We start from the raw sequence: 19,979 nt of genomic DNA, 5'->3' as shown, positions 1-19,979 counted from the left end.
AGCTGCTCGCTTCTCACAGCGCGCGCCGTATCGGCATGGCCACGGCGCGGAACGCGACGCAGCACGAATCCCTGGTCCGAAGAACACTCACGCCCAAGTCGACTCCAGGCGCGTTGCGCCCGGGCCGACCGTTCACGCATTCGCCAGCTTCTGCCTCTTGCGCGCCGCGCGACGCTCGCGACGCGCCTCCCGGCGCACCCGCGCCCGCTCGGACAGGCACGAAAAGATCACATAAAGCGCCGGTGTGCTGAGCAGGGTCAGCGTCTGCGAGATCAGCAGGCCGCCGATCAGCGCGATGCCCAGCGGACGGCGCAGCTCGGACCCTTCGCCCAGGCCGATGGCGATCGGCAGCGCGGCGAGAATCGCCACCATCGAGGTCATCATGATCGGGCGGAAACGCACGATGCACGCTTCGCGCGCGGCCTCCAGCGGGCTCTTGCCGTGCTCGCGCTGCGCCACCAGCGCGAAGTCGATCATCATGATGGCGTTCTTCTTGACGATGCCGATCAACAGCACCAGCGCGATCATCGCCACCACCGACAGCTCGGTGTTGGTCACCACCAAGGCGGCCAGCGCGCCGACACCCGCCGCCGGCAAGGTGGAGAGAATGGTGATGGGGTGAATCAGGCTCTCGTAGAGCATGCCCAGCACAATGTAGACGGTGACGATGGCGGCGAGAATCAGCCACAGCATGTCACCCTGCGACTGCTGGAAGCGGCGGAAATCGTCGCCCAGCGAGAGACGGATGTCGCCCGGCACGCGGATGTCCTGCACGGTTTTCTGGATGGCCGGCAGCGCCTCGCCCATGCTGGCGCCTGGCGCGAGATTGAAGCTCAGGTCCATCGTGGTCTGCTGGCCTGAGTGGTGGATCTGCGAGGGCGCCAGGCCCGCCTCCTGGTGCGCCACCGCGGTGAGCGGCACCATCTTGCCGCTGCTGGAACGCACGTAGATCCGGTTGAGTGCCTCGGGGGTGGCGGTCTGGTTCGGCAGCGCGTTGACCACCACCTTGTACTGGTTGATGTCCGAATAGATGGTGGACACCTGGCGCTGGCCGAAGGCGTCGTAGAGCGCGCCGTCGACGGTGCCCACCGACACGCCCAGGCGTGCGGCCTGATCTCGATCGATCACGATGTTCTGGCGCAGGCCACCCTCTTCCACGTCGGAGCCGACGTCGCGGAACATCGGGTTCTTCGCCAGCGCCTTCACCAGCCGCGGCAGCCACAGTTGCAGCTCGTCCAGGTCATCGCCCTGCAGCGATACCTGGTACTGCGCCCCCTGATTGCCGCCTCCGCTTCCGCTGGGCAGATCCTGGATCGGGCGCAGGCGCAGGTTGAGGTCGGGATACGCCGCGGCCTTCGCGCTGAGTCGGTCGAGCACAGCGAAGGTGTCGTCCTTGCGCCCTTCGGCACGGGTCTTCAGCTCGATGTCGAACGAGCCGCTGGCACCGAGCCGGCTGGTGCCCAGGCGCGATCCCACGCGGGCGACGTCGGGATCGGCCAGCAGCATGTCCACCAACCGCTGCTGGCGCTTGACCATGTCGTTGAACGACACGGTGGCGCCGGAGTTGGCAAAGCCGTGGATGAGGCCGGTGTCCTGTGGCGGGAACAGGCCACCCTTCACCTGCCCGGCCAGTACGAAGGTGAGCACGATCAGCGCCAGCGGCGTGAGCGACAGGGCCAGCGCATGGCGCAGCGAGAAATCCAGCGCGCGGGTGTAGATGCGCAGCATGCCGCCGTGCATGCGGTCGATGGCGGCATTGAGCCGGGCGAAGCGCGGCGGGCGGTTCGTCGGCGCGGCGTGGCCGAGCAGGAAGCGACCGCACAGCGCCGGCGTGAGCGTGAGCGACACCACCGCCGACACGGCTATGGCCGCGATCAGCGTCATGGTGAACTCCTTGAAGAACATGCCCACGATGCCGCTGGCGAACAGCAGCGGGATGAACACCGCGATCAGCGAGGCGGTGATCGAGACGATGGTGAAACCGATCTCGCGCCCGCCCTTGAGCGCGGCCTCCATCCGCGGCATGCCTTCGTCGATGTGGCGGATGATGTTCTCGATGACCACGATGGCGTCGTCCACCACGAAGCCAATGGCGATCACCAGCGCCAGCAGGGTGAGGTTGTTGAGCGTGTAACCGAGGATGTACATCGCCGTCGCCGCACCGGCCAGCGACAGTGGCACCGCCGCGGCCGCGATCAGCGTGGGCGCCAGCCGACGCAGGAACAGCGCCATGGTGAGCACCACCATGGCCAGGCTGATCAGCAGCGTCGCCTGCACCTCGTGCAGCGAGGCGCGAATGGTCGGCGTGCCATCGAAATAAGGCGTGAGCGTGGTGGCCGGCTGCAGGAAGTTGCGCAGCTCAGGGATCGCCGCGCGCACGCGGTCGACCGTCGCGATGACGTTGGCATCGGCCTTCTTGTAGACGTACAGCAGCACCGCCGGTTTGCCGTCGAAGGTGGCCGCCTGGTAGGCATCCTGCTGTCCGGCGTAGACGTGGGCCACGTCGGACAGGCGCACCGGCGTGCCGTCCTTCACCGCCACAATCAGCCGGGCGAAATCATCCGCGGTTTTCAGCTGATCGGTGGCGGTGACGAACATGTTGGTGATGCCGTTGCTCAGCGTGCCCAGCGGCGAGCTCACGTTCGCCGCGGTGAGCGCATTGCGCAGCTGGTCGGGCGAGAGCCCCATCGCGTTGAGCTTGCGCAGGTCGACATCGACGCGGATCGCCGGTGTGGCCGCGCCGGCGATGTCCACCGAAGAGACGCCGTCGAGCTGGCGCAGGCGCGGCATCAGCAGGGTGTCGGCAACGTTGTAGAGATCGGCCGCAGACTGCGTCTGCGAGGTGAGCGCGAAGACGATTACCGCGTCGTCGTTGGGGTTGGCCTTCTCCAGGCTGGGCGCGCTGGTGAGCCCGCTGGGCAGATCCGGCGCGGCCGCACTGATCGCCGATTGCACGTCGCGGGCGGCGGCGTCCAGGTTGCGGTCGCTGTTGAAGATCATGAAGACGAACGCGCGCCCCTCGGAGCTGTTCGAGCGCAGCGTATCGATGCCGGGCACCTGCCCAAGGTGGCGCTCCAGCGGCGCGGCGACGGTGGCCGCCATGGTGCTGGCGTCGGCGCCGGGCTGGCTGGCCTGCACGAAAATCACCGGAAACTGGATCGCCGGCAACGCAGACACGCCCAGCAGGCTGTAGCAGAGCGTGCCGATCGCGAACAGACCGATGGCCAGCAACGAGACGCCAATCGGGCGGCGCACGAATAGAGCGGAAAGGTTCATGGGTTGGAACTTGGGCCTGGTCGCGGGGGGAGGACGCGGCGCGCGGGGCGTTCGCCAATCATCGCATCCCCAACGCACGAAGCGGCAATGGGTTGAACCGCGAGCGGCGTTCGCGAAGCTTTTTTGCAGGCCCCAGAAAGCACACGGCCCGCCAGGGGGCGGGCCGTGTGCACCAAGCTGTTAGGGCGAGCCCCGATGGGGCGACGTTATGCCGCGCCGCGCTCGGCCTGGGCCAGCGCGCGCTGCTCGCGGCGGTGGCGCAGCCAGTCGGAGAACCGCTCCATGTAGAGGTAGATCACCGGCGTGGTGTACAGCGTCACCAGTTGCGACAGCAGCAGGCCGCCGACGATGGACACGCCCAACGGCCGGCGCAGTTCCGCGCCAATGCCGTTGCCCAGGGCGAGCGGCAAGGCGCCGAGCATGGCCGCCGCGGTGGTCATCATGATCGGGCGGAAGCGCAGCAGGCAGGCGCGGCGGATCGCCTCGCGCGGCCCCATGCCCTCGCGCTGCGCCTCGATCGCGAAGTCGATCATCATGATCGCGTTCTTTTTCACGATGCCGATCAAGAGCACGATGCCGACGATGCCGTCCACCGACAGACTCATGCCGCACAGGATCAGCGCCAACAGCGCGCCCACGCCGGCCGGCGGCAGGGTGGAGATGATCGTGATCGGGTGGATGTAGCTCTCGTACAGCACGCCCAGCACGATGTAGATCACGATCACCGAGGCGAGCAGCAGCAGCACCTCGTCGCCCAGCGAGGAGGAGAACTCCGCCGCCTTGCCGACGAACTCGCCGCGCACCTGCGGCGGCAGGTTGAGCTGCTTGACCACCTCGTTGATCGCTTCCACGCCCTGCGACAGCGAATAGCCCGGCGCCAGATTGAACGAGAGTGTCACCGCCGGCAACTGCTGCTGGTGGCTGACCACCAACGGCGCGCTTGTGTATTCGGCGGTGGCCAGCGAAGAGATCGGAATGGTGCCGCCGCCGCCGATCTGGAAGCCGACGTTGCCGGTGTTGCCGATGCCCGAGGGCGTGGCCGAGTTGCTCGATGTGAGCTGGCCGAAGCTGGTGGCGTTGGAGCCGGTGAGCGCGCCGTTGCCGTTGCCGCGCACGGTGAGCTTGTTCATCAGGTCGTCGCTGTTGCGGAACTGCGGCGCGACCTCCAGCACCACGCGGTACTGGTTGAGCTGGGTGAAGATGGTGGATATCTGCCGCTGGCCAAACGCGTCGTACAGCGTGTCGTCGATGCTCTGCACCGGCACACCCAGGCGGCTGGCCTTGTCGCGATCGATGGTGAGCTTGAGCGCGTTGCCCGAGTCGGCGAGGTTGTTGTCGACATCGGCCAGCTCGGGGCGCTGGCGCAGCGCCTGGGTCATCTTTTCGGCGTAGCCGGCCAGCTCGGTGGAGCTCACGTCGGACAGCGCGTACTGGTACTCGGTGGCCGAGACGCGGCTGTCCAGGGTGACGTCCTGCACCGGCTTGAGATACAGCGCCACGCCGGGAATGTTCGCCACTGCGGCCTGCAGGCTGGGCAGCACCTTGTCCAGACCCTCACGGTCGGCGCGGTCCTTCAGCACGATCGACAGCTGGCCCTGGTTGAGCGTGGGGTTGATCGAGCCGGCGCCGATGAACGCCGCTACACCGCTCACCGCGGGATTCTTGCGCAGCGCGTCGGCCACCGCCTTGGTGCGCGCCTCCATCTGCGGGAAGGCGACGTTTTCGTCGGCCTGCACCACGCCGGTGATCAGGCCGGTGTCCTGCTCGGGCAGCAGGCCCTTGGGGATGGCGATGTACAGCAGCACCGTGATCACGATCGTGATCGAGGCCACCAGCATGGTCAGGCGCTGGTGATCGAGCACCCAGTCCAGCGTGCGCTCGTACAGGCGCACGGTGCGCGACCACAGGTCGCGCTTGCCGCTGCCGGCGTGCGCGGCGTGGTGCTCATCGCCCATCGGCAGCTGATCGGGCTTGAGCAGGTAGGCGCACATCATCGGCGTCAGCGTCAGCGACACCAGCATAGAGATGGTGACCGCCATGGTCAGCACCCAGGCGAACTCGTGGAACAGCCGCCCGGTGACGCCGGGCATCAGCAGCAGCGGCAGGAACACCGCCACCAGCGACACGGTGAGCGACAGCACGGTGAAGCCGATTTCCTTGGCGCCGATCTCGGCCGCCTCCTTGCCGCTCCTGCCCTGCTCGATGTAGCGCACGATGTTCTCGATCATCACGATCGCATCGTCCACCACGAAACCGGTGGCCACGGTGAGCGCCATCAGCGAGAGGTTATCCAGCGACATGCCGGCGAACGACATCACGCCGAACGTGCCCATCAGGGACAGCGGCACCGCCACCGACGGAATGATCGTAGCCCACAGCCGGCGCAGGAACACGAAGATCACCGCCACCACCAGGAAGATGGTGAGGATCAGGGTGAACTGCACGTCGTGCACCGAGGCGCGGATGGTGATGGTGCGATCGGCGAATACGTCCAGGTGCACGTCCGCCGGCAGCACGGCCTTCAGCGACGGCAGCGTGGCGCGGATCTGCTCCACCGTCTTGACGATGTTCGCGCCCGGCTGGCGGCGGATGTCCAGCAGCACCGCAGGCTTGCCGTTGGCCCAGGCGGCGAGCTGGTCGTTCTCCACACCGTCGACCACGCTGGCCACGTCGGACAGGCGCACCGGCGCGCCGTTCTTGTAGCTGATGATGGTGTTCTTGTACTGCGCGGCGTCGACCAGCTGATCGTTGGTGCCGATGGAGTAGCTCTGCGTCTTACCGTTGAGCGTGCCCTTGGGCGCGTTGACGTTGGCCTGGCTGAGTGCGCTGCGCACGTCCTCCAAGGTGAGGCCGAGGTTGGACAGCTGCGCCGGATTCACCTGTACGCGCACGGCCGGGCGCACGTTGCCGGCGATCGACACCAGGCCCACGCCCTGCACCTGCGAGAGCTTCTGGGCGATGATCGAATCGGCCAGGTCGTTGACGTCACGCAGCGCGCGGCTGTCGGAGGTGAGCATCAGCGTGAGGATGGGCGCATCGGCCGGGTTCACGCGGTTGTACACCGGCGGGTACGGCAAGTTGTTCGGCAGCGTGCCCTTGGAGGTACTGATCGCCGACTGCACGTCCTGCGCGGCGATATCGATGTCGCGGTCCATGTTGAACTGCAGCACGATCGTCGACAGGCCGGCGGACGAATCCGAGCTCATCATCGACAACCCGGAGATCTGCCCGAACTGGCGCTCCAGCGGCGTGGTGACCAGCGCCGCCATGGTCGCCGCGCTGGCGCCCGGATACTGGGTGGTGACCACCAGACTGGGCGCATCGATCTCCGGCAGCGCCGACACCGGCAGCTGGCGATAGCCGAGCACGCCCAGCAGCAGCACGGCCACCATCAGCAGCGAGGTGGCGATCGGGCGTCGGATGAAAAGCGATGAGAATCCCATGGTGTCCTGGTCTGCCGTCAGTGGCGGGGCACGTGCCCGACCGTCAGTGGTGGTGCGCCCGGACGCCTCTCGTCCGAGCAGCGCGGCCAGCCATCGGGCCGGCCGCGGTGCGCTGGATCAACCGCGGCGACCGCGGCGACCACCCTTGTTGTCCTGCGCCGCCTTCTTGAGCTCTTCCTCGGTCGGCGCGGCCGGCACTTCGCCCGGCTTGAGCGCCTTGACCTTGCTGCCCGGCTTGAGGCGGAACTGGCCCTCGGTAACCACCTTGTCGCCGGCCTTCAGGCCCTGCGTCACCATCACATGGCTGTCGCCCACTTCCTGGCCGGTGGTCACCGACTGCATCTTGACCGTGTTGTCGGACTGCAGCTGATAGACGTAGTCGCCATCCGGGCCGCGCTGTACCGCCTGCGACGGAATCACCAGACCGCCCTGCACCGTGTTCACCTTCATCCGCACGTTGACGAACTGGCCGGGGAACAACGCGTTCTCCTCATTGGGAAATTCCGCCTTGAGGTTGAACGTGCCGGTGCTGGTGTCGATCTGGTTGTTGATCACCTTGAGCACGCCCTTGCCGGCGATGACCTTGCTGCCGGCGCTGTCCAGCGCGGCCACTTCCAGCGGCTCGCCGCGCTGCTGCGAGGAGCGCACCAGCTCCACGTTCTGCTCCGGCAGCGGGAAGATCACGTTGATCGGATGGACCTCGGTCAACGTGACGATGGACGAGGTGGTGGTGACGATGTTGCCCGGGTCGACGCCGCGGATGCCGGCCATGCCGGTGATCGGCGCCAGCACCTTGGTGTAGCCCAGCTGCACCTTGGCGTCATTGATGGCTGCCTCGTCCGCCGCCACGGTCGCCTCGTACTGGCTGACCGTGTTCTGCAATGTGTCCATATCCTGCTTGGAGATGTAGCCCTGCTTGGCGAGGTCGAGGCTGCGCGCCAGGTTGCTGCGTGCGGTGGCCAGCTGCGCCGCGTCCTGGCGCTTGCGTGCGGCGGCCTGGTCGTAGGAGGCCTGCAGCGAGCGCGGGTCGATTTCGGCAAGCACCTGGCCCTTGGTCACTTCCTGGCCTTCGGTGAAGTTGAGCTTCATCAGCAGGCCGCCGATCTGCGGGCTCACCGTCACGGTGTTGAGCGCCTGCACGGTGCCCAGTGCAGTCAGATATACCGGCACGTTCTGCACGCTCACCGGCTCCACCGTCACCGGCACTGGATCGGCTTCCTTGGCCTCCGGGCCATCCTTCTTGCCGGAGGCATCGGCCTGGGCACCAGCCTGGGCGCCAGGTCGGGGAGCAGGCTTGTGCAGCAGGCGGACTCCGACCGCTGCCACCACGAGCACGGCAACAACGATCAGCGCGATCTTCCAAAAACGCGACATGTAAAACTCCCGGTTGGAACGGCAGGGCCCAAGCCCCGGCGCGCGGCATGCGCGCACTGTCTGAGTGGCGGAAAAAGAATAGGTTCAGATCAACGACCCCGGACACTGCCGGTTGACATGGGTCCGCCATGACCGATGGCAGGGTGGAGGCCGCTTGGGCCATGCAACACGGGGAGTGGGCGCGATCCGATCCCGCGCACGATACCCCGGGCTGCGACTGGCCGCCACGGCGGCGCGCTGAAACTTGCGCCGGGCTTCGTCTATAATCCCGCGGTTGCCGCGTCGCCTTCGTCGAAGGACGGCCCCGCGCAGCGGCTCGGACGGCCAATGGCGGCCCGCCAGCCCTACTTTTTGACTGGAGTACGTTCGTGAGCGGTTCCCTGACCAAATCCGATCAGAGCTTCATGCGTCAGTTCTCGATGCTGATCGCGGGCCTGAGTGTGCTGACCGTGCTGCTGATCAGCCTCGGCTGGGCGATCTACAACCACGAGCCGAAGGAAACCAACCCGAACGCGCCGCAGCAGGTGGAAGCGCGCATTGCGCCGGTCGGCGCGGTGTACGCCGGCGATACCGGCCGCGCGGCGATGGCCGCCGCCGAGGAAGCCGCGGCCAAGGCCGCCGCCTCGCAGGTCGCCTACGGCGGCACCACCGACGGCAAGACCATCTACGACAACCTCTGCCACAGCTGCCACACCGCCGGCGTCGCTGGCGCGCCGAAGCTGGGCGACAAGGCCGCCTGGGCACCGCGCCTGGCGCAGGGCCTGGATACCCTCGTGAAGCACGCGATCGAAGGCTACAAGGGCCCGGACGGCAACATGATGCCGGCCAAGGGCGGCAATCCCTCGCTGACCGACGCCCAGGTGAAGGCCGCCGTCACCTGGATCACCGACCAGGCGAAGTAAGCCGCGGCTCGATACCGCAAACGAAAACGCCGCCGCGAGGCGGCGTTTTTCGTTTTGCCCTTCCCAAGGAATAGAAGCCTGGGATGAGGGGGCAACCGCGGCGCTGTGCCGCCCGCGCACGATCCGTCGCGTCGCGGCTCGCCTCAGTCCGGCCCCATCCGCTCCTGCTCGATCCACCCGCGCGCAAACGCCTGCAGCTCGGGGAAGAACGCCTCGAAATGCCGGTCCAGCGCGCCCGCCTGCGCCTGCAGCACCGGCAGGGCGTCGGCCAGCGGATTGGCACGCTGCAAGCGCTGGCCGATCCCGGCGAGCGCCCGCCCGAGCACCTGTGGCTGCGCGTAGCCGGCCGGCAGATCGTGGGTTTGCATGTAGACGAGGAAGCGCTGCAGCGGTGGCGGCAACTGCGCCTCGCGCTCGTGCAGCAGCGCGCGCAGGTCGCGGGAGAACGACTGCAGCGGCACCGCCGCCCAACGCGCGAAGTCGCGCGCCAGGCAATGGTCGAACCACATGTCGAGCAGGATGCCGGCGTAGCGGCGATACGGCGGTGCCAGGCGGGCCTTGGCTGCCAGCACTTCGGGATGCGCATCGGTGTAGACGTCGATGGCGCGATGCAGGCGGATACCGCCGGCCACCTCGCGCGGCCATGCGGCATCGGGGGCACCGCGCACGAAGTCGCCCAGCATGCCGCCCAGGCGCAACGCCTCGTCGTCACCGGCCAGCAGGGCGTGCGCGAGATGGTTCATGGTGACTGTAGATGGAGCCGTGGCGGGCGATCGACAAGCCGGGCAGTTATCATCCGCACCATGAACATGCTCTCGCTTCCCGCCGACCCGGCCAGTTTTCCCGAGCAGGCGGCCAGCTTCATGCTGCGCGGCCCGGCCGGCCTGCTGGAGACCATCACCGATGTGGCCGAGCGCCCCGGCGCGCGACGTGGGGTGGCGATCGTCTGCCATCCCAACCCCGTGCAGGGCGGCACCATGCACAACAAGGTGGTGACGATGGTCGAGCGCGCGCTGCGCGAGTCGGGCCTGGATACGGTGCGCTTCAACTTCCGCGGCACGGGCGAATCGGAAGGCGCCTACGACGAAGGCAACGGCGAAGGCGATGATCTCGGCGCCGTGGCCGACTGGGTGCGCCGCGTGCGCCCCGGCGAGGCGCTGTGGCTGGCCGGGTTCTCCTTCGGCAGCTACGTCACTATCCGCAATGCGGTGCGGCTGGGTGCCGACGCGCTGATCAGCATCGCTCCGCCCGCCGGGCGCTGGCCGTTCGACGGCTTCGAGCTGCCGACCTGCCCGTGGCTGGTGGTGATGGGCGAGGAAGACGAGGTGGTCGAGCCGCAGGCGGTGTTCGACTGGATCGACAGCCTCGAGGTGAAACCCGAGCTGGTGCGCATGCCCGAGACCGGGCACTTCTTCCATCGCCGACTGATGGACCTGCGCGGCGCGGTGAAGGCCGAGGCACGCCGCTGGCTGCCGCCCGAGCGCACCTGAGCCCTCCGGTTTTCCCATGACCGATACCGCATCCGGCGCGCCCAGCGCGCGCTACCACGAAGGCGTGGCCGCCCATCGCTGGGAGAGCGATCCGGCCCAGCTCGCCGTGCTGCCGGAGTTCGACCGCATGCACGCGGCGCTGTGCGCCGTGCCGGAGAGCCCCGGCCTGTTCGGCCGGCTCAAGAGCCTGCTCGGCAGCGACCCGGTGAACGCCGTGCCCGGCCTGTACCTGTGGGGCAGCGTGGGGCGCGGCAAGACCTTCCTGATGGACCTGTTCGTCGCCGGCCTGCCGGCCGGCACCTCGCTGCGCCGGCACTTCCATCGCTTCATGGGCGAAGTGCACGCCGAGCTGCGCAGTCTGGGCGAGCGCGCCGATCCGCTGGTGGAAGTCGCCGCGCGCATCGCTGCACGATGCCGCGTGCTGTGCCTGGACGAGTTCCTGGTCAGCGACATCGGCGACGCGATGATCCTGGCCAACCTGCTAGACGCGCTGTTCGTGCGCGGCGTGAGCCTGGTCACCACCTCCAACACCGCGCCGGCCAACCTGTACCGCGACGGCCTGCAGCGCGCGCGCTTCCTGCCGGCGATCGCGCTGCTGGAGAAGCATTGCCAGGTGGTGGAGATGGTGTCCTCGCGCGACTGGCGCCTGCGCGCGCTGAGCCAGGCGCCGGTGTACCTCACGCCCCCTGGCGCGGAAGCCGAGCGCGCGCTGACGCGCATCTTCGCCAGCCAGGCGCAGGACGAACCCGTCGACGGCGGCGCGATCGCCCTCAACGGCCGCGACGTGCCGCTGCGCCGGCGCGCCGAGGGCGTGCTGTGGTTCGCGTTCGACGCGCTGTGCGAAGGCCCGCGTGCGGTGGCCGACTACATCGCGCTGGCGAAATCCTCCGCCACCATCCTGATCTCCAACGTGCCGCAGTTCACCGTGTACAGCGAGGACGCGGCCAAGCGCTTCGTGCAATTGGTGGACGAGTTCTACGACCGCCGCGTGAAGCTGGTGCTCTCGGCCGCCGCGCCGATCACCGAGCTGTACGACGGCGAGCGCCTGCGCGCCGAGTTCGGCCGCACCGAATCGCGGCTGATTGAGATGCAGAGCGAGGACTACCTCGCCGCACCCCACCGGCCCGAGTAGCGCCCACAGAAGGTGCGCGAAAAACGACGGCCGCCCGAAGGCGGCCGTCACGGGTGTCACACGAGAGAGCCGATCAGAAGCGGTAGCCCACGCTCACGCCGTAGATCCACGGATTCACCTTCACCTCGCCGATGCCGGCACCGTTGAGCTCGACCTTGCTCTTCCAGTCGAAGTAGCGCGCGTCGGCGCGGATGAACACGTTGTCGGTGGCGTAGTAGTCCACGCCGAACTGGCCGACGAAGCCGTCACCGCTCTTCACGTTGAGCGAGGTGCCGGTGAGCGGGCCGGTGGTGCGCTCGCCGCTGACGTTGACGAAGCCGTAGCCGGCCCCGACGAACGGATGGAACGCGCTGTCCGGCATGAAGTGGTACTGCGCCGTGAACAGGTATGGCATGTGCTTGATGCTGGCCGACTTGGCACCGTCCAGGCTCACGTCGTGCTTGAACTTGGTCAGCGGCAGCCAGGCCTCGGCGCTCCAGTTGGCGTCGAAGTGGTAGCCCAGCGTGAGGGTGGGCTCCGAATCGCTGTTGATGTCGCTGCGAAACACGCCGGCCAGCGTGCCATTACCGCTCTTGGGGTTCACGTAGTGGTAGCCGATGGCGCCATAGAAACCCGGACCGGAGGCGCTCTGGGCCTGCGCCGCGCCGGCCGTGGCGGCGAGCAGGGCGCCGGCGAGTAGCGTCAGGGGCAGTGCTTTCATGAGACTCTCCATTGCGAACGTGGGGAATGAGACGACCGGACCACCATGTGTCCGTCGGCCCCCGGGGTATCCGGGCGGCGCTTCAGATACGCCGCGATCCGCCGAATAGACTGAATCTGCATTAAATTTGAGCCTGACCCTGGGGCGGCGACTCCAGGTGGACGCCGGGCATGCGGCACGGAGCGACAGGCATGGCAAGCGACACGAACAGCTCTCCGGGGGACATGGCCGGAGCGGTGCTCAACGCCCTCGACGCGGCGGACGGTTTTGCCGTGCCGGGCTTCGACGCGGTCGCGCGGCTCGCTGCTCATTCGCTGCGCGTGCCGGTGGTGTCGCTGGTGCTGGCGACCGGCAGCGCCTACTGGTTCAGCGACGAGGCGCGCAGTCCGCACGCTTCGCCGTCGCTGCACCCGCGGTATCTGGAAGCGGCGCGCCACGGTGAAACCCAGGTAGTGCCCGACACCGAGGCCGATACGCGCTTTGGCGGCGTGCCGCTGCTGACCGATCCGCGCACGGCATCGATGCGCTTCTTCGCCAGCGAGCCGGTCTACACGTTGAGCGGGCAGCACGTAGGCGCCCTGTGCGTGATGGATTACGCGCCGCGCGACGGGCTCACCGAAAAGGAGCATGACGACCTGCGCGACGCCGCCGAACTGGCCGGTACTGGGCTGGTGCTGGGCAGCTACCTGGGCCGCACCGATCCGGTCACCCAACTGCCGCACCGCAATGCCTTCTTCGAGGATCTACGCGCCCGCCAGCGCGGCGGCGCGCACGGCGCCTGGCTGATCGCCATCGACGTGGCGCCGGTCAACCGCTTCAACGCCTTCATCCGCGCCATGGGTCACGCTTACGCCGACGAGCTGATGCGCGATGCGGCTGCGCGCATCCAGGTGTGGATGCCCGAGCACACCCATCTCTATCAGGTAGGCATCCATCGCTTCGCGGCGGTCTTGCCGGATTCGCCGCACGTGCTCGACGGCAGGCAGTTGGACGAACTGGTGCATCGCCTACGACAGCCGTTCGATTGCCTGGGCATCCCGCTGACCCTGCAGCCGGGCGTGGGCCTGCTCAACCTGGCGGTCGGCGAACTCGACGGCGGCGATCCGCTGCGGCTGGTGATGAGCGCCACCCATGCAGCGCAGGACAGTGTGCGCGGCTGGTCGATCTACGAAGCGGCGCACGACGAGCAGCACCGGCAAGAGTTCTTCCTCGTCACCGAGCTGGCCGCCGCGCTCAACGACCGCACCGAGCTGGATCTGCACTACCAGCCGCGCGTCGAGCTCTCCAGCGGCCGCTGCGTGGCGGTGGAGGCGCTGGCGCGCTGGCACCATCCCACGCTCGGCCCGATCCCGCCGAACCGCTTCATTCCTCTGGCCGAGCAGGCCGGCTTGATGCGTGCGCTGACCGAATGGGTGCTCGACCATGCGATTGCCCAGCTGGGGCAGTGGCAGCGCGCCGGGATGGCGCTGAAGCTGTCGCTCAACGTGTCCAGCAGCGACCTGGGCAGTGAGCTCGTCGATCGCCTGCGCAGCGCGGCGAGCCGGCACGGTGTGGCGCTCGATGCGCTGGAGCTGGAGTTTACCGAGAGCACCCTGCTGGAACATTCGGACACCACCCGCGAGCACCTGGCCGCGATCCGCGCGCTGGGCATCGGCATCGCCATCGACGATTTCGGCACCGGCTACAGCAACCTCGCCTCGCTGCGGCAGATGCCGGCCACCAGCCTGAAGATCGACCAGTCGTTCGTGCGCGCCATGGACGCCAGCCGCCACGACGGCGCCATCGTGCGCGCGATGACCGAACTGGCGCGCGAACTGGGTTTCCGCGTGGTGGTGGAAGGCGTGGAGACGGTGCAGATCTACGCCGCCGTGTGCGGCATGGCCTGCGACGAGGTGCAGGGCTTCCACATCGCCCGGCCGATGCCGGCCAGCGAAGTGCCAGGCTGGCTGGCGAAGCAACACGTGCGCATCTGATTCACCTGGGTGAACCGGTGCCCAACCGGCAGCGTCCGCGCGCGCCGGCTCGCCTGTGCGTGACGGGCGCCACAACCCGGGACGGGGCGTAGCGGCAAAGTGCGACGTCACCTTTTTTCAGGCAAGCCATGCACGGCTCCCCAGCGCTTCGCGACCCGGTGTTTTCCCGCCCGCTGCAGCCCCGCGTCCATCCGGCCGGCGCTGGCGGGAGGCTGCGCCAGTTCCGCCATGACGCGTTCGATCGCGACATGTCGCCGCTGCTGGTGGTCGATCACGTGCAGTCGGCCGAACCGGATCGCGAGCCATTGCCGCGCGCGGGCCTGTCAGTGGCCACCTTGCTGTTCGAGCACGCGCAGGGCGAGATCGAAACCGTGGACAGCGCCGGCGCGCACCACTGCATTCGCCCCGGCGATCTGCACTGGACGCTGGCCGGGCGCGGGGTGGTGCGGCAGGCGCGTGCGCGCGGCGATTCGCTCTCGCTGGACGCGCTGCAGTTCCTGATCAACTCGCCCAGCGATCTCAAGCAGCAGCCCCCGGCCAGCTTCCACCTGGCCGCGGCGGACGTGCCGCTGATCACCTTGCCCGGCAGCCGCCTGCGCCTGCTAGCCGGCAGCTTCGGGCAGACCCGTTCACCGCTGCTGCTGCCGCAATCGTTGCTGATCGTGGACGGGCGCATCGATGCTGGCGCTATTTTTCCCCTGACGCTGCCCGCCGGCTGGAATGCCTGGTGCTACGCCGTCTCCGGCGAGCTGGCGCTCACCGCCGATGGCGCCGCCACGCGCGCCCTGCCCGCCACCACCGCCGTTACCGCCGGCGCCCTCAGCGACGACGTGCTGCTGCGCATCCGCGGCGTGGGCACGCGCTCGCACGTGGTGGTGGTCGCCGGTGCGGCCATCCACGAGCCGCTGGTGCAGCATGGCCCGTTCGTGATGAACACGCGCCAGGAAGTGATGCGCGTGGTGCAGGACTACGAAGCCGGCCGTCTCGGCCAGCTCTGACCGCGCGGCCTCCGCGACACGTTTCGGCCACACACGAGCCGTGCGCGGCCATGGCGTGAACTGCTAACGTCCGCGCTTTGCCGGTCACCGGATCGCCCATGACGACGCTGCTTGCCCTGGCCCTGCTGCTGGCCCCCGCCACCGGCGGGGACGACTTCCACGATCGCGTCACCCAGGGCCGGCTGGCCGAGGCCGCCGCCACCGGGCCGGCCTACCAGAAGACGCTGTGGGCGAAGATCGGCAACCCGATGACCGACACGCTCAAAGGCTGCATCGCCCGCAACACGCCGGCCGACAAGTCGCCCTTCACGCTGGTCGCCGACGTGGCAGCCGATGGCCGCCCCGCGCGCATCGACGTGCAGCCGGCCACGGTGCTGGCCACCTGCCTGGCCAGCAGCTTTGTAACGTGGACGCTGCCTGCGCCGCCGGCCCAACCGGCGCCCTACCCGATCGAGATCGACGTCAGCATCACGCCCTGAGCCCGGGGCCTTGCCGGCCGCCGCGTTAGCCTCAGGCCGAGAAGACGCGCCGCTCCGCCGCGCGCCAGCGCACCCCAGGACCAAGCAACGATGGATCACCTGCATCACCCATCACCGGCCGCCGCCGTCAACACACGCGCGCGGCCGAACCGCCTGATCGTCACGGCGCTGGCGCTGGCGCCGTGGACGATCGCCGCCGCGGCCGGACAGGCGGCCACGTCGCTGCCGGCGATCGAGGTCAACGCCAGCCGGCTCGACATCCCGCCGTTCGACGTGCCGGCTGCGCTCAGCGTGGTGCAGGTCGATCCGGGCAAGGCCGGCCTGCCCGGCGTGAACTTTTCCGAGGCGATCGTCGGTGTGCCCGGCATCCTCGCTCGCGACCGGCAGAACTACGCGCAGGACGAGCAGATCTCGATCCGAGGCTTCGGCTCGCGCACCACCTTCGGCGTGCGCAGCATCCGCGTATTCATGGACGGCATCCCGGCCACGCTGCCAGACGGTCAGGGCCAGGTGTCGGCGTTCAACCTCGATTCGGCCGAGCGCATCGAGGTGCTGCGCGGCCCGTTTTCGGTGCTCTACGGCAACGCCGCCGGCGGCGTGATCCAGCTCTACAGCGCCGACGGCACGCCGACGCCACAGACCACGCTGGGCGTGTATGGCGGCAGCTACGACAGCTTCCGCTTCCTGGCCAACACCCGCGGCACGGCCGGCGCGGTGGATTACAACATCGCCGCCTCGGAGTTCCTCTCCGGCGGCTACCGCGCTCACAGCCGCGTGCGGCGCGTATCGGACAACGCCAAGTTCGGCATCGACCTGGGCCAGCAGCGCAAGCTCACCGTGGTGCTCAACCGCGTCCACCAGCCCGGCACGCAGGACCCACTCGGCCTGACCCGCGCGCAGATGAAGCAGGACCCGCGCCAGGCCACCGCGGTGGCGGCGCAGTACGACACCCGCAAGAGCGCCGAGCAGAATCAGCTCGGCCTGATCTACGAGCAGACGCTCAACCCCAGCGACCAGTGGCGCGCGATGGCCTACTACGGCCAACGCAGCATCACCCAATACCTGTCGATCCCCACCTTCGTGCAAAAGAATCCGCTGCAGTCCGGCGGCGTGGTGTCGCCATCGACCAGTTACGGTGGCGCCGACCTGCGCTGGACCCATCGCGGCCAGCTTGGCGGCGGCATGTACGAGGCGGTGCTGGGCGCCAGCGGCGATTACCAGATCCAACGCCGCACCGGCTACGAGAACTTCGTCAGCAGCACGCTGGGGGTAAGGGGCGCCCTGCGCCGCAACGAGCACGACAACGTCAACAACGTGGCCGAATACGCGCAGTTCTACTGGCACTTCGTGCCGCAGTGGGCGCTGCTGTTGGGCCTGCGCCACGACACCGTGCGTTTCGCCGAACACGATTTCTACGTCACCGCGGACAACCCGGACGACAGCGGCCACGTGAGCTACAGCGCCACCACGCCGGTGGTCGGCCTGCAGTACCGTGCCAGCGACGAACTGCGTATCTACGGCAGCTATGGCCGCGGCTTCGAGACGCCCAGCTACAACGAGCTGGGCTACCGCTCCGACGGCCAGGCCGGCCTCGCCTTCGACCTCAAGCCCGCGCGCAGCAACAACTATGAGCTCGGCGCGAAGTGGCAGGCGACGAAGCGGCTGGAATTCGACGCCGCGCTGTTCCGCGCCGACACCCGCAACGAGCTGGCCGTGGCGAGCAACACCAACGGCCGCGCCACCTATCGCAACGCCGGCCGCACCCGCCGTGAGGGCGTGGAGCTGTCGGCCACCGGGGAGCTGGCCACGGGCTGGCGCTTGAGCGCCGGCGTCACCCACCTGCGCGCGCGCTTCCGCGATGGCTTTCTCGCCTGCACCGGCTCGCCCTGCACGGTGCCGGCCACGCTGGTAGCCGCCGGCTCGCGCCTGCCCGGCGTGCCGGACGACTACGGCTCGTTGCGGCTGGAGCATGGCGATGGGCTGGGCTGGCGCGAGGGCATCACGCTCACCGGCGTGGGCTCGGTCCCCGTGAACGATTTCGACACCGACCGCGCCGCCGGCTACGCGCTGGTCGATGTCGATGCCGGCTACACCTTCGCGCTGGGCGCAGCGGCCCGGCTCGATCTCTCGGCGCGGATCGGCAACCTGGGCGGCCGCCGCTACGTCGGCTCGGTGATCGTCAACGATGGCAACGGTCGCTACTTCGAGCCGGGCCCCGGCCGCAACGTGATGCTCGGGGCACGGCTGAGTTTCTGATCATCGCAAGCGCACGCCGGGCTTGGCGGTGCGCGGCTTTTCAACAGGTTATCCACAATATCTGGGGTTGACCGCCTTGGACCGCCCCACTATGTTGCGCTCGTTGGTGCCCGTCCAGACGCGACTGTCGGTCGGGCTTAAAAGGGAATCCGGTGCAAATCCGGAACTGCCCCGCAGCGGTAAGCGGAAACGAAACCTGTCACATGCACTGGGCCGCAGCGCCTGGGAAGCGACAGGGACTAGGTAGGCGAAAGCCTGGGTCCGCAAGTCCGAAGACCTGCCAGCACGTCGGGCCCCATGGGCCGGCGGTCGCGTCCGGTGAGATGCGATGCGCCGATGCTCTCGCGACCCGACGCAGGTGACCGCTTCCGCGGGGAGGCGCGTCGCATCGCAGGCCGTCGTGTGCCTGCATGTCGACGCGATATCTCCATGAAAGCCAAGCCTCAGGCCCTGCGCGCGGGAGCAGGTGTTTGACTTTCGGAACCGTCGCGTCGGCCCAGGAGCCTCGGCGGTGGAAATCGAGGGAGCGAGGCAAAGCGATTTTGAGTCAGATTTTTTGATCGTTTGAGGAAGATAGCCGTAGCTATCTGACGAGAAGGAGCGAAGAAGCTGGCCAAAAGCGCGACGCCGCAGCCCCTTGAATTTCTACCGTCGAGGCTCCTAACCCCTCCCGGGCCGGCGCGGCGGATTCCCCTTTTGGGAGCCTCCATCATGGAAACGCTGGATACCCTCGACCGCGTGTCATCCGCGGCCGCGTCGCCCGCCGCCGACGGCATGCCGCCGGCCGACTTCACCCTCACCCCGCCACACAACCCCGGCAGCATGCGCGTGACCAAGCGCAACGGCAGCCAGGAGGGCGTCGACGTCAACAAGATCGTCAAGGCCGTCACCCGCAGTGCCGATGGCCTGCACGCGGTCGATCCGCTGCGCGTGGCGCTGAAGACCATCGGCGGCCTGTACGACGGCGCCACCACAGCCGAGCTGGATCAGCTGTCGATACGTACTGCCGCCGCGCTCACCGCCGAGGAGCCCGAATACGGCCAGCTTGCCGCGCGCCTGCTCGGCGCGTTCGTCGACAAGGAAGTGAGCGGCCAGGACATCCAGAGCTTCTCGCAGTCGATCGCGCTGGGCGCCAGCCTGGGCATCCTCAACGATCGCCTGCGCGACTTCGTGGCGGCCAACGCGCGCAAGCTCAACGATGCGATCGATCCGCTGGCCACGCGCCGCTTCGAATACTTCGGCCTGCGCACGGTGTACGACCGCTACCTGCTGCGCCATCCCACGAAGCGCTATGTGATCGAGACGCCGCAGTACTTCTTCATGCGCATCGCCTGCGCATTGGGCGGCAACGACATCGCCGAGACGCTGGAGCTGTACCGGTTGCTGTCGTCGCTGGAATACATCGCCAGCTCGCCCACGCTGTTCAACGCCGGCACCACGCATGAGCAACTGTCCTCGTGCTTCCTGCTCGACTCGCCGGTCGACTCGCTCGAATCGATCTACGACAAGTACGCCGACGTCGCCAAGCTCTCGAAGTTCGCCGGCGGCATCGGCCTGGCCTACTCGCGGGTGCGCTCGCGCGGCTCGCTGATCCGCGGCACCAACGGCCACTCCAACGGCCTGGTGCCGTGGCTGAAGACGCTGGACGCCTCGGTGGCCGCGGTGAACCAGGGCGGCAAGCGCAAGGGCGCGGCCTGCGTCTACCTGGAGCCGTGGCACGCCGACATCGAGGAATTCCTCGAACTGCGCGACAACACCGGCGACGAGGCGCGCCGCACGCACAACCTCAACCTGGCCAACTGGATCCCCGACGAGTTCATGCGCCGGGTCGAGCGCGACAGCGAGTGGTCGCTGTTCGATCCCAAGCTCGTGCCGCATTTCGTCGACAGCTGGGGCGAAGCCTTCGAAACCGCGTATCGCCGGGCCGAGGCAGACGGCCTCGCCGCGAAGACGGTA

Annotated in this window: 13 protein-coding genes and 1 riboswitch; of the genes, 8 read left to right on the top strand and 5 right to left on the bottom strand. The window is 68.2% G+C overall.

Annotated features, from left to right (window positions below):
* Positions 1 to 132: 132 nt before the first annotated feature.
* The 3 genes from ACTHJF_RS02675 to ACTHJF_RS02665 all read right to left on the bottom strand — a co-directional run bounded on the left by ACTHJF_RS02675 (position 133) and on the right by ACTHJF_RS02665 (position 8,093).
* On the bottom strand, positions 133 to 3,276 hold the full coding sequence (locus ACTHJF_RS02675; protein ID WP_440265715.1) for an efflux RND transporter permease subunit: 3,144 nt from the start codon (positions 3,274 to 3,276) through the stop codon (positions 133 to 135).
* Positions 3,277 to 3,482: 206 nt separating this feature from the next.
* Complete coding sequence (locus tag ACTHJF_RS02670; RefSeq protein WP_440265714.1) at positions 3,483 to 6,719, bottom strand: efflux RND transporter permease subunit; 3,237 nt, start codon at positions 6,717 to 6,719, stop codon at positions 3,483 to 3,485.
* Positions 6,720 to 6,836: 117 nt separating this feature from the next.
* Positions 6,837 to 8,093, bottom strand: coding sequence for an efflux RND transporter periplasmic adaptor subunit (locus ACTHJF_RS02665; RefSeq protein WP_440265713.1), 1,257 nt, complete (start codon positions 8,091 to 8,093; stop codon positions 6,837 to 6,839).
* Between the two features lie 380 nt (positions 8,094 to 8,473).
* Between ACTHJF_RS02665 and ACTHJF_RS02660 the strand changes: the two genes are divergently transcribed.
* The gene (locus ACTHJF_RS02660; protein WP_431638215.1) at positions 8,474 to 8,995 is read left to right on the top strand and encodes a c-type cytochrome; all 522 of its coding nucleotides are present in this window, start codon (positions 8,474 to 8,476) and stop codon (positions 8,993 to 8,995) included.
* Positions 8,996 to 9,138: 143 nt separating this feature from the next.
* Here the strand turns inward: ACTHJF_RS02660 and ACTHJF_RS02655 are convergent, their stop codons facing one another.
* Positions 9,139 to 9,738 (bottom strand): ACP phosphodiesterase, encoded by a 600-nt coding sequence (locus ACTHJF_RS02655; RefSeq protein WP_440265712.1) that lies wholly within the window; start codon positions 9,736 to 9,738, stop codon positions 9,139 to 9,141.
* Positions 9,739 to 9,798: 60 nt separating this feature from the next.
* On the opposite strand from ACTHJF_RS02655, the gene ACTHJF_RS02650 reads away from it, so the two are divergent.
* On the top strand, positions 9,799 to 10,485 hold the full coding sequence (locus ACTHJF_RS02650) for an alpha/beta hydrolase (protein ID WP_440265711.1): 687 nt from the start codon (positions 9,799 to 9,801) through the stop codon (positions 10,483 to 10,485).
* A 16-nt stretch (positions 10,486 to 10,501) separates the two neighbouring features.
* Positions 10,502 to 11,617, top strand: coding sequence for a cell division protein ZapE (gene zapE, locus ACTHJF_RS02645; RefSeq protein WP_440265710.1), 1,116 nt, complete (start codon positions 10,502 to 10,504; stop codon positions 11,615 to 11,617).
* A gap of 73 nt (positions 11,618 to 11,690) precedes the next feature.
* Here the strand turns inward: zapE and ACTHJF_RS02640 are convergent, their stop codons facing one another.
* Positions 11,691 to 12,317, bottom strand: coding sequence for an OmpW/AlkL family protein (locus tag ACTHJF_RS02640; RefSeq protein WP_440265709.1), 627 nt, complete (start codon positions 12,315 to 12,317; stop codon positions 11,691 to 11,693).
* Positions 12,318 to 12,508: 191 nt separating this feature from the next.
* Between ACTHJF_RS02640 and ACTHJF_RS02635 the strand changes: the two genes are divergently transcribed.
* The 5 genes from ACTHJF_RS02635 to ACTHJF_RS02615 form a co-directional block, all read left to right on the top strand.
* Positions 12,509 to 14,290, top strand: coding sequence for a putative bifunctional diguanylate cyclase/phosphodiesterase (locus ACTHJF_RS02635; protein ID WP_440265708.1), 1,782 nt, complete (start codon positions 12,509 to 12,511; stop codon positions 14,288 to 14,290).
* Between the two features lie 128 nt (positions 14,291 to 14,418).
* Positions 14,419 to 15,288, top strand: a complete 870-nt coding sequence (locus tag ACTHJF_RS02630; RefSeq protein WP_440265707.1) for a pirin family protein — start codon at positions 14,419 to 14,421, stop codon at positions 15,286 to 15,288.
* 98 nt (positions 15,289 to 15,386) lie between these two features.
* Entirely contained in the window at positions 15,387 to 15,767 is a 381-nt protein-coding gene (locus ACTHJF_RS02625) for a peptidase C13 (protein ID WP_440254980.1), read from the top strand.
* Positions 15,768 to 15,857: 90 nt separating this feature from the next.
* Complete coding sequence (locus ACTHJF_RS02620) at positions 15,858 to 18,023, top strand: TonB-dependent receptor family protein (RefSeq protein ID WP_440265706.1); 2,166 nt, start codon at positions 15,858 to 15,860, stop codon at positions 18,021 to 18,023.
* Positions 18,024 to 18,110: 87 nt separating this feature from the next.
* Positions 18,111 to 18,322: riboswitch (cobalamin riboswitch) on the top strand.
* A gap of 412 nt (positions 18,323 to 18,734) precedes the next feature.
* The coding region (locus tag ACTHJF_RS02615) for a ribonucleotide reductase N-terminal alpha domain-containing protein (protein ID WP_440265705.1) at positions 18,735 to 19,979 on the top strand (1,245 nt) is incomplete at its 3' end.

This window comes from Dyella sp. (assembly GCF_051962475.1).
GTDB lineage: Bacteria > Pseudomonadota > Gammaproteobacteria > Xanthomonadales > Rhodanobacteraceae > Dyella_A.
The sequence above is the reverse complement of the archived record's forward strand: the minus strand, read 5'-3'. Positions and strand labels throughout refer to the sequence as shown.